A 13,265-nucleotide genomic window follows, 5' to 3' on the forward strand; every position below is an offset into this window, starting at 1 on the left:
CCCTAGCTGCCACTCTTCCACCCCCACTGCTCCCCCCCCCGACCCTCCGCGCCCGCCAGCCGCCACCGGTCAAGATCTATGTCCCGTGTCCGGTCCGCCTCGGGCTGGGGCATGCGGGTCCGCCTCGGGCTGGGGCGTTCGGGTCCGCCTCGGGCTGGGGCGTTCGGGTCCGCCTCGGGCTGGGGCGTTCGGGTCCGCCTCGGGCTGGGGCGTTCGGGTCCGCCTCGGGCTGGGGCGTTCGGGTCGCCTCGGGCAGCGCTCGCCAGACCACCCTTTGTCCTGGTTCGCGTCCTCTAACTGGCCAAGATCGTGCTCGATCCAGGAAAGAGTGCGATCCGCCGGCTTCGAGACCACTACATCCTGGATCGAGCCCGGTCTTGATCGGTGTTTCCGGGGGCAAGGCAGCAGCACGACGGAACGTCCCGCGCAGTCAGGTGTCCGCGCGCCCCGGCGCGGTCGACGGCGCTCCCACCGACAAGATCCGCACAACATCAGGGAAACTGCTGCCTCCCGCGCCCCGGAGGCAGCAACTTCCGGGAAGTTGCGTGGATCTTGAGTGGGGTGCGGGCCTGCGGGGCGTGGGCGGCGCGCGCGGAACCGGTTCGATGGGGTGAGGGCGTGTGGGCGCGGCGTGGCGCGGACCGGGATCGGGTGGCGGGGGCATGGCGCGACGCGCGGCGTGGACCCGGCTCGAGGGGTGGGGGCATGTGGGTGCACGCGGACCGGGGTCGAGGGTGGGTGGGCTGTCGACGCGTGCGGGCTTGGGCTGAGGGTGCGGCCCGGGGTGTGGAGTGTTGGGCCCTGACCTGGGCGAAGAGGCGTGCGCCCGGGCTGGGGGCGTGGTGTGGATCTTGGTCGGCGCACGGGCCGGTGGGGTGTCGAGCGCCGCGCGGCGTGGACCTGGGCGGAAGGGGGTGTGTGTCGGTGGACGGGGATAGGCTGGTTGTCGTGCACCCCCCGTCCGGCTGGACGAGGGGCCGCCGTCGTGTGCGTCGACTCCCCGGGAAGGAATCCCTTGCTCACCGGTCTGTTCTCCGCCGCCCTGGCCGACCCCGGGCTGACCCGGGCGCGTGACCTGGCGCGCTCCGGTGCCGCCCAGGTCGACGGCCTCGACATCACCGCCCCTGCGGCGCTGCGCCCGTTCGCGGTCGCCGCGGTCGCGGCCGACCCCGACGGCACCGGGGGTGGGGCCGGGCGACCCGTGCTGGCGGTGACCGCCACCACTCGGGAGGCCGACGACCTGGCCGCCGCGCTGGGTGGGTTGCTGCCGGCGCAGCAGGTGGTGGTCTTCCCCTCCTGGGAGACGCTGCCGCACGAGCGACTGTCGCCACGCTCGGACACGGTGGGCCGACGGTTGGCCGTGTTGCGCCGGTTGGCGCACCCGGAGGCCGCCGACGCGCACGGGAGCAACGGGCCGCTGCGGGTGGTCGTGGCTCCGGTCCGTTCACTGCTCCAACCGCAGCTCAAGGGGCTCGGTGATCTGGAGCCGGTGCAGCTTGCCGCCGGCGAGGAGGCGGACCTCGAGGAGGTCGCCCGCCGGCTGATCGACATGGCGTACGCCCGGGTCGACCTGGTCACCAAGCGCGGCGAGTTCGCGGTGCGCGGCGGCATCCTGGATGTCTTCCCGCCCACCGACGAGCACCCGTCCCGGGTCGAGTTCTGGGGCGACGAGGTGGAGGAGATCCGCACCTTCGCCGTCGCCGACCAGCGGACCATCGAGCAGGTTCCGCTGCTGTGGGCGCCGCCCTGCCGGGAGTTGCTGCTGACCCCGGAGGTCCGTGACCGGGCCGCCGCGCTGGCCGAGCAGCACCCCGAGTTGGCCGAGATCCTCGACAAGCTGGCCGAGGGCATCCCGGTGGAGGGGATGGAGTCGCTGGCGCCGGTGCTGGTCGGCCCCGACTCGTTGGAGCTGCTGCTGGACGCGATGCCTGCCGGCACCCACGTGCTGCTCTGCGACCCGGAGCGGATCCGCACGCGAGCGCACGACCTGGTGCGTACCTCGGAGGAGTTTCTCCAGGCCAGCTGGGCCGCCGCCGCGGTCGGCGGCCAGGCCCCGGTGGACGTCGGCGCCGCCGCCTTCCGCACTCTCGGCGAGGTGCGCGCCACCGCTGGCGCGCTCGGCCAGCCGTGGTGGACGCTGTCCCCGTTCGGCCTGGTCGAGGGGGAGACGGCGACCGAGACGCGGCAGCCCTGGGAGGACGCGCCGGAACAGGCCGCCGTCACCCCGGACGACGCCATCGCGGTGACCCTCGCCGCCCAGCCGGCCCCGCTTTACCACGGCGAGACCAGCCGGGTGGTGGACGACCTCAAGCGCTGGGCCGGCGAGGGCTGGTCGATCGCGCTGGTCTTCGAGGGGCACGGCCCCGCCCAGCGGGCGGTGGAGGTGCTGCGCGACGCCGGGCTGGGCGCCCGGTTGACCGAGGAGGTGCCGACCGCGCCGGTCGCCGGTGAGCTGGTGGTGACCTGCGGCGCGCTGAGCAGCGGCTTCGTCGACGAGGCGTCCCGTTTCGTGCTGTTGACCGGCAACGACGTGACCGGCGGTCGGGGCACCTCGACGCGGGACATGCGCAAGATGCCGAGCCGGCGGCGCAACACGATCGACCCTCTGGAGCTCAGGGCCGGCGACCACGTGGTGCACGAGCAGCACGGCATCGGCCGCTACGTGGAGCTGGTGCAGCGCACCGTCAACGGTGCCAGCCGGGAATACCTGGTGATCGAGTACGCGGCCAGCAAGCGCGGTCAGCCCGGCGACCGCCTGTTCGTCCCCACCGACCAGCTCGACCAGCTCTCCCGCTACGTGGGCGGGGAGCAGCCGACCCTGCACAAGATGGGCGGCTCGGACTGGCAGAAGTCCAAGGCCCGGGCCCGCAAGGCGGTGCGGGAGATCGCCGCGCAGCTCATCCAGCTCTACGCCGCCCGCAAGGCGTCCAAGGGTCACTCGTTCGGCCCGGACACCCCCTGGCAGCGGGAGTTGGAGGACGCCTTCCCCTGGCAGGAGACGCCCGACCAGCTCGCCGCGATCGACGAGGTCAAGCGGGACATGGAGCAGACCGTCCCGATGGACCGGCTGATCTGCGGCGACGTCGGCTACGGCAAGACCGAGATCGCGGTCCGGGCGGCGTTCAAGGCCGTGCAGGACGGCAAGCAGGTGGCGGTGCTGGTGCCGACCACGCTGCTGGTGCAGCAGCACTACAACACGTTCGCCGAGCGGATGAGCCAGTTCCCGGTGGAGATCCGGCAGCTGTCGAGGTTCCAGACCCCGAAGGAGACCGAGCGGACGCTGGAGATGGTCGCCGACGGCACCGTCGACATCGTCATCGGCACCCACCGGCTGTTGCAGACCGCCACCCGGTTCAAGCAGCTCGGTCTGGTGGTCGTCGACGAGGAGCAGCGCTTCGGCGTCGAGCACAAGGAGCACCTGAAGACGCTGCGCGCGTCGGTCGACGTGCTGAGCATGTCGGCCACCCCGATCCCGCGCACCCTGGAGATGGCGATCACCGGCATCCGGGAGATGTCCACCATCGCCACCCCGCCGGAGGAGCGGCACCCGGTGCTCACCTTCGTCGGCGCGCAGGACGACCGGCAGGTGGCGGCGTCCATCCACCGTGAGTTGCTCCGCGACGGGCAGGTCTTCTACCTGCACAACCGGGTCGAGTCGATCGACCGGGCGGCGCGGCGACTGCGGGAGCTGGTGCCCGAGGCGCGGGTCGCGGTGGCGCACGGCCAGATGGGTGAGGACGCGCTGGAAAAGGTCATGGTCGGCTTCTGGGAGAAGGAGTTCGATGTCCTGGTCTGCACCACGATCGTGGAGTCGGGCATCGACATCCCCAACGCCAACACGCTGATCGTGGAGCGGGCCGACCTGCTCGGCCTGGCCCAGCTGCACCAGATTCGTGGCCGCGTCGGCCGGGGCCGGGAGCGGGCGTACGCCTACTTCCTCTACCCGCCGGAGAAGCCGCTCACCGAGCACGCCCACGAGCGGCTGGCGACCATCGCGCAGCACACCGAGCTGGGCGCCGGCATGTACGTGGCGATGAAGGACCTGGAGATCCGGGGCGCCGGCAACCTGCTCGGCGGTGAGCAGTCCGGGCACATCGAGGGTGTCGGGTTCGACCTGTACGTGCGGATGGTCGGCGAGGCGGTCTCCGCGTTCAAGGGTGAGCGGTCGGAGGACGAGCCCGACGTCAAGATCGACCTGCCGATCGACGCGCACCTGCCGCACGACTACGTGAGCGTGGAGCGGCTGCGCCTGGAGATGTACCGCAAGCTCGCCGAGGCGCGTGACGAGGAGCGGCTGCGCGAGGTGGTCGCCGAGATGACCGACCGGTACGGCGAGCCGCCGGCACCGGTGCAGAACCTGGTGGAGGTGGCCCGGTTCCGCCTGCTGGCGCGCCGGTACGGCCTCACCGACGTGTCCATGCAGGGCAAGCACGTGCGGTTCGGCCCGCTGCCGTTGCCGGATTCGAAGCAGATGCGGCTCAAGCGCTACCACCCGGACGCCGTCTACAAGCAGGCCACCGACCAGGTCAGCGTGCCTCGGCCGAGTACCCGCCGGATCGGCGGGGAGCCGCTGCGTGACCAGGCGCTGCTCCAGTGGTGCGCCCAGTTGCTCTCCGATGTGCTCGGTGCCCCCGCCCCGCTCGCCGTCGCGGCCGGGTGAGGTGGGGGCCGTCACAGCACGGGAGAGGGCATGAGAGAGTGACGAGCATGCGTGCTCGCCGTGTGATCGCCGCCGCCAGCGTCGCGGCCCTGGGTGTCCTCTCCCTCGCTGCCTGCGGTAAGTCCGCACCGGGAGTCGCCGCGTACGTCGGTGACACCACCTATTCGGTGCAACGCGTGGACGAGATCCACGCCGAGGCCCAGGCGAAGTACGAGACGACCGTCCGGGCGGCGTTCCAGCAGCAGAACGGGCCGTCCGCGTCCCCGTCGCCGGAGTTGCTCCGGATCGACGCGACCCCGCAGGACGTGCTCAACCTGCTCGTCGGTATCGACCTCGCCAAGCGGGTCGTCGCGGAGAAGAACATCCCGGTCCAGGACAAGCTCAACGCCGAGGAGTTGGGCAAGAGCTTCGGAGCGCCTGGCTCCGAGTACGCGAAGCTCGCCGCTGACTGGTACAACCTCTTCCTCTCCCTCCAGGCGGGTCTGCCGCCGGCCGAGCTGACCGACGAGATGCGGTCCGTCGTCTACGCCAAGATGGTGGAGGGCGAGGTGGCCCCGGCCGGCTGGACGGCCGAGCAGCAGCGGTCAGCGTTCGCCCAACCGGCGATCGCCCCGCAGGTGGCGGCGGTGGTCGCCCTCAGTGCGGCGTTCGAGGCAGAGGTGAAGCGGGAGGACGTCTCGCTCAACCCGCGCTACTCCTCGCTGGAGATTCCGGCCCTGCTCCAGGTGCCGGACGGCGGCTTCGGCAGGTACAGCCTTCCCTACCTGGAGAAGGCAGGCACCGTCACGGACATCTCCACCCCGGAGCCGCTTCCGTCGGACGCCAACCCGAGTGACGAGGCCACGCCCCCGAACGTCGAGGGCACGGCCAGCTGAGCATGTCGGCACGGATCGTCCTCCTGGTCACCTCGCCCCGGCTGCCCGCCGGCCTGCTGACCTCCGCGGCCTGGGATGTCGTACGCCAGCACCCGGTGTTGACCGGCGCGGAGAGTGAGCTGGTCACGGCCGTGCGCCAGGCGGGCGCCGAGGTCACCGTTGTGGACGGCCCGGCGACGCAGCCGTTGCTGGATGCGGTGGGGACGCACGGCACGGTGGTGTGGTTGGCCGGCCCGGCGGGCGACGAGGCGCTGGCCCGCGAGTTGGGTATGCGGCTGGCCCGGCAGCCGGGGTTGGCCGAGATGGAGCTGATGTACGGCTCGTGGGACCCGCCGGGCGCCCGACTGCTCGACGCGGTGGCCGTGATGGACCGGCTGGCCTCGCCGGGCGGCGACCCGTGGAAACGCGCGCAGACGCACCGCAGCCTCGCCCGTTATCTGCTGGAGGAGAGCTACGAGGCGTACGACGCGATCAGTGCCGACGACACCGACGCGCTCCGTGAGGAGTTGGGCGACGTGCTGTTGCAGGTGGTGCTGCACGCGCGGCTTGCCGAGGAGTTGCCCGAGGGCGAGCGGTGGACCATCGACGACGTGGCCGGTGGCCTGGTCGACAAGATGATCCGGCGCAATCCGCACGTCTTCGCCGGCGCCGAGGCGGGCACTCTGGAGGAGATCACCGAGAACTGGGAGCGGATCAAGCGTGCCGAGAAGGCAAGCGACTCGGTGCTGGCCGGCGTGGCCCTGAGCCAGCCCGCCCTGGCCCTGGCCGCGCAGATCCTGCACCGCGCCGCCCGCAGGGGCATCGAGGTCCCACCGCCGCTGGCCGACTCACAGGTGGATGCCGAGGCGAGATTGGGCGCAAGCCTGTTGGCCACGGTAGCGGCGGCCCGCAATGAGGGCATAGACCCGGAAGCAGCCCTACGCCGCGCCACCCTGGCCTACGCAGAGGCCATCCGCACCGCCGAGACCCACCCCCCGGACCCGCGCTGATCATGAGGTTGTTGCCACGACACGCCGAGGTCGGGGGCAATAACTTCATGATCGACGTAACAGGTGGCAGTGGGTGGGGCGGTCGGTAGGGTGGGCCGGGTGGAGGCATTCGGGGTACTAGCTGAGCGGGTTGTCGAGGCGCTGCTGGAGTCACGGCCGGGGGTTGCCACCGCTGCCGGGGATCACCGGTTCGACGACCGGCTGCCCGACCTGTCCGTCGACGCGCTTGCCGCCGACCGGGCGATGCTCTCCGACGCGGCCAACGCGCTGTCCGAACTCGACCCGGACTCGCTCGACGTGGACGAGCAGGTCGACCACGCGCTGCTCACCTCCTTCGTGGACCGGGAGCTGTTCGAGCTGACCGAGATCCGGTCGCACGAGTGGGACCCGCTGCGCCACAACCCCGGTGCGCTCCTGCACCCGCTGCTGGCCCGCCCGTACGCCCCGGCGGAGGTGCGGCTGACCCAGCTGGCCGGCCGGCTCGCCGCCGTACCGGACGCCCTCGCCACCGCCCGCGCGACGCTGCGGGACATGCCGCGGATCCACGCGGAGACCGCGGTCGGGCAGTTCGCCGGCACGGCGGCGCTGATCCGCGACGAGCTGCCGCCGCTGCTCGCCCAGGCCCCGAGCGCCCTCGACCGGGTCGAGCCGGCGGCCACGGCGGCGATCGCCGCGCTGGAGGAGTTCGTCGCGTGGCTGCGGGCCGGCCTGGCCGCCGACGCCGGCCCGGGGCGGGACCCGCGGCTGGGCCGCCGCCGCTGGGAGGCCCGGCTCTGGCACACCCTCGACACCGAGCTGGGCGCCGCCGAGATCCAGCGCCGCGCCTGGGCCAACCTGGACCGGGTCACCGCGGAGATCCGCGAGGCGGCCGTCGAGCTGGTCGGCGGCCCCGCCGACGACGCGGCCGTCCGCCGGGCGCTGGACGTGCTCGCCGCCGAGCACCCGGACGACGCGACGATCGTCGACCTGGCCGGGGTGACCCTGGACGAGGCGACCGACTTCGTCCGCGCGCACGACCTGGTGACCCTGGTGGACGACCGGTGTGTGATCCAGGAGATGCCGGAGTTCGCCCGGGGCGTCGCGGTGGCCTACTGCGACTCGCCCGGCCCGCTGGAGACCGCGGCGGTGCCGACCTTCTACTGCATCGCGCCCACCCCGTCGGACTGGCCGGCGCAGCGGGTGGAGTCGTTCTACCGCGAGTACAACGACCACATGATCCGCAACCTGACCGTGCACGAGGCGATGCCGGGGCACTTCCTCCAGCTCGCTCACGCCCGCCGCTACGTCGGCGGCACCCGGGTCCGGGCGCTGGCCGAGTCCGGCCCGTTCATCGAGGGCTGGGCGGTCTACACGGAGGAGCTGATGGCGGGCCTCGGCTTCGGTGGTCTGCCGGTGCGTTTGCAGCAGCTCAAGATGCAGCTTCGGATGACCATCAACGCCCTGCTCGACCAGTTGGTGCACGCCGACGACCTGCCCGAGGCGGAGGCGATGGCGTTGATGACCGGGCGCGGCTTCCAGGAGGAGGGCGAGGCGGCCGGCAAGTGGCGGCGGTCGCTGCTGACCTCCACCCAGCTCTCCACCTACTTCGTCGGGTACAGCGAGATGGCCGAGATCGCCGCCGCCCGCCCGGACGGTGTGTCGGTGCGCGACTGGCACGACGCGATGCTCGCCCACGACTGCCCGCCCCCGCGCCACCTGCGCACCCTGCTCGGGGTCTGAGCAAGGCCGCGCACCGGTCACCGCCGCCCGCCGACCGCGCCCCGCTTCACGATCCGCGCAACTTCTCCGATGTTGCTGCCTCCAGCGCCCCGGAGGCAGCAACTTCCCCGAACTTGTGCGGATCTTGAGAGACGGGCCCGGCCGTCGGACCGGTCACGGTCTGCCGGGGCGGCGGTCCACGACGTCGGCGTCGGCCGGTGGGTCGAACGCGCCCCTGTCCACGCTCGCGGAGTAGCGGCTCAGCGCCAGCTCCATCGGTTTGCCGTCGACCGGCCCGGCGAAGCTGCCCAGCACGCCCTCGGTCGTCACGCAGGCGGTGAAGTCGCCGGACGAGCTCTGCACCTCGACGCAGGCGGCGTGGTGCCCCGCGACGGTGGTGTCGCTCTGCTTGATGACCGCCTGCGGGTCGAGCGCGGCGGCGCTCAGCAGCCCGATCACCACCGGCGGTGTGACCAGGCCCTGCTGGTTGGCCTCACCGAAGAGGGTCACCGTGGGTTTGCTGCCCGGGGTGGGCGGGGCGACCAGCGTGCACTGCGGGCGGGAGCCGGTCGTCGTACACCGGGTGACGGCCTCGGGGGTGACGGTGAGTCGCCCACCGGGGTACGTGTACGCGGAGCGGGCCGGGTCCTGCGCCTGGACGATCGCGGCGCTCTGGCCGCCGGGCAACTGGTAGTCGGCCGAGTAGGTCAACTCCAGCGCCCGGTCGAGGCGCGCGGCGAGGTCATTGACGAGTTCCGAGCGACCCATGGCGACTCCGGCGTCCTCGAATGTCTGACAGCCGGTGACCGTGAGCGACGCGATGACCGACACGGCGAGCATGCGGAGGGTGGTCGAGGCGGCGGGCATGGCGACCAGCCTGGTGGATCTGGTCCGCGCAGCGCAAACCCGTTGCCGGTTGACGCCCGGAAATCCGGGAATGTCCGTCAGTGCGGGGCGGCTCGGGTGCGCGGGCGACGCCGTGCCCGTTCGCGCCGCCCGATACGCTGCGTTCAACACCTGCCTCAGCCGCACCGTCGCGGCCCACCCACGGACCGGATCACAACAACGAGGAGCGACTCAGTGGCAACCATCGAGGGAATCGTCGCCCGGGAGATTCTCGACTCGCGGGGCAACCCGACGGTCGAGGTCGAGGTCGGCCTGGACGACGGCACGGTGGCCCGCGCGGCCGTGCCCTCCGGCGCCTCCACCGGCGCCTTCGAGGCGATCGAGCTGCGCGACGGTGACGCCGACCGTTACCAGGGCAAGGGCGTGGAGAAGGCGGTCTCCAACGTCGAGGACAAGATCGTCGACCAGATCATCGGGTACGAGGCCAGCGAGCAGCGGCTCATCGACCAGAAGATGCTCGACATCGACGGCACCGACAGCAAGTCGGAGCTGGGCGCGAACGCCATCCTCGGGGTCTCCCTCGCGGTGGCGAAGGCCGCTGCCGGCAGCGCCGAGCTGAGCCTCTTCCGCTACCTGGGCGGCCCGAACGCGCACCTCCTGCCGGTGCCGATGATGAACATCCTCAACGGTGGCGCGCACGCCGACTCGAACGTCGACATCCAGGAATTCATGGTCGCCCCGATCGGTGCGCCGACCTTCCGTGAGGCGCTGCGCTCGGGCGCGGAGGTCTACCACGCCCTCAAGTCGGTGCTGAAGAAGAAGGGCCTGTCCACCGGGCTCGGCGACGAGGGTGGCTTCGCCCCGAACCTGCCGACCAACGCGGCGGCCCTGGACCTGATCGCCGAGGCGGTCGAGAAGGCCGGTTACCGGCTCGGCACCGACATCGTGTTCGCGCTCGACGTGGCCGCCACGGAGTTCTTCGACAACGGCACCTACACCTTCGAGGGTTCCGCGAAGTCCGCCGAGGAGATGAGCAACTACTACACCAAGCTGGCCGGTGACTACCCGATCGTGTCGATCGAGGACCCGCTGGCCGAGGACGACTGGAGCGGCTGGCAGACGCTGACCGCCTCGATCGGCGACCGGGTGCAGATCGTCGGCGACGACCTGTTCGTGACGAACCCGCAGCGCATCGCCCGCGGCATCGCGGAGAAGTCCGCGAACGCGGTCCTGGTCAAGGTCAACCAGATCGGCTCGCTGACCGAGACCCTGGACGCGGTGGACCTGGCCCACCGGGCCGGTTTCAAGTGCATGATGAGCCACCGTTCCGGCGAGACCGAGGACACCACCATCGCCGACCTGGCGGTGGCCACCGGCTGCGGCCAGATCAAGACCGGCGCGCCGGCCCGCTCGGACCGCGTCGCGAAGTACAACCAGCTGCTCCGGATCGAGGAGGAGCTGGCCGACGCGGCGCGCTACGCCGGTGCCGGCGCGTTCCCGCGCTACCGTTCGGCCTGAGACGCGCGAAGCCTCGGGGGAGGGGTGTGACGATGCAGCAGCGCCGCACACCGGGTGGTCAGCGTCCCGCCCGCCGGCCGGGTCAGTCCGGTCGGCCGGGTGGTGGCCGCGCCACACGGGGATCGGTCCGGGAGACCGGCGTACGCGCCGATCCCCGCGCCGCTGGCCGGGCGCCGGGTGCGGCCCGGGGCGCCGAGGGCGTCCGCTCGGCGAATCGTCCGGCCGCCGCTCGGCGTACCGCCGCCGGTGGTGCCGTCAAGCGGCTCGCCGCGCCCCACCCCCGTCGCCTCACCGGCCGGGCCACCGTGCTGTTCGCGGTCCTGATCGCGCTCGCGCTGGCCTACACGTACCCGGTCCGGGTCTACCTGGACCAGCAGGCCGACATCGAGCGGATGGAGGCGGCCCAGGCGGTGCAGGAGGCGGAGATCGCCAAGCTGGAGGCCGAGGCCGCCAACTGGAAAGACGACGAGTACATCAAGACGCAGGCTCGGGAGCGCTTCTTCATGGGCGAGCCGGGCGAGAAGATGATGGTGGTGCTGCACGACCCGGAGGGCGCCGCCCGGGACGCCGGGAAGTCGGCCGGTTCGGCCGCCCCGGCGGGGCCGTCGACCTGGTACGACACGCTCTGGTCGAGTGTGCAGGCGGCCGACAGCCAGCAGCCGGGCAAGTGATCCACCGATCGACGCACCAGGAGAGACCGTGACTGTCGTACCACCGTCGGAGCCGGCGGCGGACTCCGTACCCCTGCCGCAGCGGGAGCCGGCCACGGAGGCCGACCTGGCCGCGGTGGCGGCGCAGCTCGGCCGGACGCCCCGGGGCACCCGGGCGGTCGCCCACCGATGCCCGTGCGGCCTGCCGGACGTGGTGGAGACGACCCCCCGCCTCGCCGACGGCACCCCGTTTCCGACGCTCTTCTACCTGACCTGCCCCCGGGCCACCGCGGCGTGCAGCCGGCTGGAGTCGGCGGGGCTGATGAAGGAGATGGCGGACCGGCTGGCGACGGATCCCGAGCTGGCCGCCCACTACCGTGCCGCGCACGAGGACTACCTTGCCCGCCGGGAGGCCGTCGGTGAGGTGCCGGAGATCGCGGGCATCTCGGCCGGCGGGATGCCGGGCCGGGTGAAGTGCCTGCACGTGCACCTGGGGCACGCGCTGGGTGCCGGCCCCGGGGTCAACCCGTTCGGCGACGAGACGTTGGGCCTGGTCGAGCCCTGGTGGTCGGCCGGTCCGTGCGTGGACGTGCCGGCGGGCGAGTGAACGCGCAGGCGGGGTCCTCGGCGCCCGAGACGCAGATCCTGGTGCGGCGGGCCCGCACCCGGGACGTACGGGGCATCCGGCGGCTGGTCGACACCTACACCGACGACCGCCGGCTGCTGAGCAAGGCCACCGTCACCCTCTACGAGGACGTGCAGGAGTTCCGGGTGGCGGTCCGCGCCGACGACGGCGTCGTGGTGGGCTGTGGCGCGCTGCACGTGATGTGGGAGGACCTGGCCGAGATCCGTACGGTCGCGGTCGACCCGTCCTGTCAGGGCCAGCGGATCGGGCACCGGCTGGTGGGCGAGCTGATCGACGCCGCCCGGGAGTTGGGCGTGGCCCGGATCTTCGTGCTCACCTTCGAGACGCGGTTCTTCCGCGCTTTCGGCTTTGAGGAGATCGACGGCGCACCGGTGCCGCAACCGGTGTACGAGCAGTTGCTGCGCTCGTACGACGAGGGTGTCGCGCAGTTCCTGGACCTGGACCGGGTGAAGCCGAACACGCTGGGCAACACCCGGATGATGCTGCGCCTGTAGGTCAGGCCTTGCGGGGGTGCGCCGCGAAGAACTCCCACATCAGGTCGGTGGCCGACAGCCCGGCGGAGGACGCGGCGAGCTGACCGGCCGTGGCACCCGGCCAACTGTGGCCCATCTCGGGCAGGGTGTAGACGCTGACCTCGCTGCCGTCCGCGCAACTCGCCACCGTGTGCGTCACACCCGGCACCCCGGACGCCTTCGGGCCCGGCCGGCAGGTGAGCCGCTGCTGCCAGGTCTGCATGCCGGTCTGGAAGGTCGAGGCGTACCGGTCCTGGCCGCCGATGAACGTGATCACGGAGACCGGGCTCTTCGGCACGTAGCTGTCGACCGTGGTCAGCGTGCCGCTGTAACCGCCGCTGACCACCCCGATCGCGGCGTACGTGCCGGTGCTCTCCACCGCCGCCCGGAAGCTCATGTCGCCGCCGTTGGAGATGCCGGTGAGGAAGACCCGGTTCGGGTCCGCACGCCAGGCCTGCACCAGGTGGCCGGTGAGAGCGGTGAGGAAGCCGACGTCGTCCTGGCTGCCGCAGCAGACCAGCGCGTTGAAGCCTCCGCCCACCCCGTCGGGGTACGCGACCAGCACGTTGTCCTTGTCGGCCAGGGCGTCCAGGCCTGCCAGCTCCCGCATGGAGGAGGCGCTGCCGGGATAGAAGTGCAGCGCGATGACCAGCGCGGACGGCCTGCCCGGGTCGTATCCGGGCGGTGCGTGCAGCAGATAGGTGCGCTCGGCGCCGTTGTGCGTCAGGGTGAGCTCGTGGTCGCCCGCCGCCGGGCGCTCGGTCGACGCGGAGGGTGCGGCCGGCGGGGTCGACGAGGGCTGCCCCCGCTCACCACAAGCCGCCGCCACGACGAGGAGACAGAGCCCCGTCAACACTGCCATCGTCCGCCG

At 72.1% G+C, this 13,265-nt stretch carries 10 protein-coding genes; 8 read left to right on the top strand and 2 right to left on the bottom strand.

Translation table 11 applies throughout. From position 1 onward, the window contains the following. The first annotated feature begins 1,015 nt into the window (after positions 1-1,015). The 4 genes from mfd (at position 1,016) to LADH09A_RS07615 (ending at position 8,243) form a co-directional block, all read left to right on the top strand. Complete coding sequence (gene mfd, locus LADH09A_RS07600; RefSeq protein ID WP_238644166.1) at positions 1,016-4,660, top strand: transcription-repair coupling factor; 3,645 nt, start codon at positions 1,016-1,018, stop codon at positions 4,658-4,660. 47 nt (positions 4,661-4,707) lie between these two features. Continuing rightward, positions 4,708-5,535 (top strand): hypothetical protein, encoded by an 828-nt coding sequence (locus LADH09A_RS07605; protein WP_238644167.1) that lies wholly within the window; start codon positions 4,708-4,710, stop codon positions 5,533-5,535. A gap of 2 nt (positions 5,536-5,537) precedes the next feature. Then, a complete protein-coding gene (locus LADH09A_RS07610) occupies positions 5,538-6,524 on the top strand; it encodes a nucleoside triphosphate pyrophosphohydrolase (protein WP_238644168.1) in 987 nt (328 codons plus the stop codon). A 99-nt stretch (positions 6,525-6,623) separates the two neighbouring features. Next, a complete protein-coding gene (locus LADH09A_RS07615; protein WP_238644169.1) occupies positions 6,624-8,243 on the top strand; it encodes a DUF885 domain-containing protein in 1,620 nt (539 codons plus the stop codon). A 153-nt stretch (positions 8,244-8,396) separates the two neighbouring features. On the opposite strand, the gene LADH09A_RS07620 is transcribed toward LADH09A_RS07615, so the two are convergent. Then, positions 8,397-9,089: a hypothetical protein gene (locus LADH09A_RS07620; RefSeq protein WP_238644170.1), complete on the bottom strand. Its 693-nt coding sequence runs from the start codon at positions 9,087-9,089 to the stop codon at positions 8,397-8,399. 213 nt (positions 9,090-9,302) lie between these two features. Here LADH09A_RS07620 and eno point away from each other — a divergent pair, with 213 nt between their 5' ends. From eno to LADH09A_RS07640, 4 genes are read left to right on the top strand one after another with little or no spacing between them, the layout of a single operon-like run. After that, positions 9,303-10,586, top strand: a complete 1,284-nt coding sequence (eno, locus tag LADH09A_RS07625) for a phosphopyruvate hydratase (protein ID WP_088946234.1) — start codon at positions 9,303-9,305, stop codon at positions 10,584-10,586. A gap of 32 nt (positions 10,587-10,618) precedes the next feature. Continuing rightward, positions 10,619-11,257, top strand: a complete 639-nt coding sequence (locus LADH09A_RS07630; protein WP_238644171.1) for an FtsB family cell division protein — start codon at positions 10,619-10,621, stop codon at positions 11,255-11,257. Positions 11,258-11,285: 28 nt separating this feature from the next. After that, positions 11,286-11,843: a DUF501 domain-containing protein gene (locus LADH09A_RS07635; protein WP_238644172.1), complete on the top strand. Its 558-nt coding sequence runs from the start codon at positions 11,286-11,288 to the stop codon at positions 11,841-11,843. A gap of 35 nt (positions 11,844-11,878) precedes the next feature. Beyond that, positions 11,879-12,376, top strand: coding sequence for an amino-acid N-acetyltransferase (locus LADH09A_RS07640; protein ID WP_372492247.1), 498 nt, complete (start codon positions 11,879-11,881; stop codon positions 12,374-12,376). 1 nt (position 12,377) lies between these two features. Here the strand turns inward: LADH09A_RS07640 and LADH09A_RS07645 are convergent, their stop codons facing one another. Continuing rightward, positions 12,378-13,256 carry a CE1 family esterase gene (locus tag LADH09A_RS07645; RefSeq protein ID WP_238644174.1) on the bottom strand — a complete coding sequence of 293 codons (879 nt, stop codon included), beginning with the start codon at positions 13,254-13,256 and terminating at the stop codon, positions 12,378-12,380. Between the last annotated feature and the right edge of the window lie 9 nt (positions 13,257-13,265).

Source organism: Micromonospora cabrerizensis (genome assembly GCF_022230955.1).
Classification (GTDB): Bacteria; Actinomycetota; Actinomycetes; order Mycobacteriales; family Micromonosporaceae; genus Micromonospora; species Micromonospora cabrerizensis.

Bases quoted from the DNA above. Each gene is read 5' to 3' on its own strand.
- LADH09A_RS07605 (WP_238644167.1), top strand. From the start codon at position 4,708: ATGCGTGCTCGCCGTGTGATCGCCGCCGCCAGCGTCGCGGCCCTGGGT.
- LADH09A_RS07610 (WP_238644168.1), top strand. From the start codon at position 5,538: ATGTCGGCACGGATCGTCCTCCTGGTCACCTCGCCCCGGCTGCCCGCC.
- LADH09A_RS07620 (WP_238644170.1), bottom strand. From the start codon at position 9,089: ATGCCCGCCGCCTCGACCACCCTCCGCATGCTCGCCGTGTCGGTCATC.
- LADH09A_RS07630 (WP_238644171.1), top strand. From the start codon at position 10,619: ATGCAGCAGCGCCGCACACCGGGTGGTCAGCGTCCCGCCCGCCGGCCG.
- LADH09A_RS07645 (WP_238644174.1), bottom strand. From the start codon at position 13,256: ATGGCAGTGTTGACGGGGCTCTGTCTCCTCGTCGTGGCGGCGGCTTGT.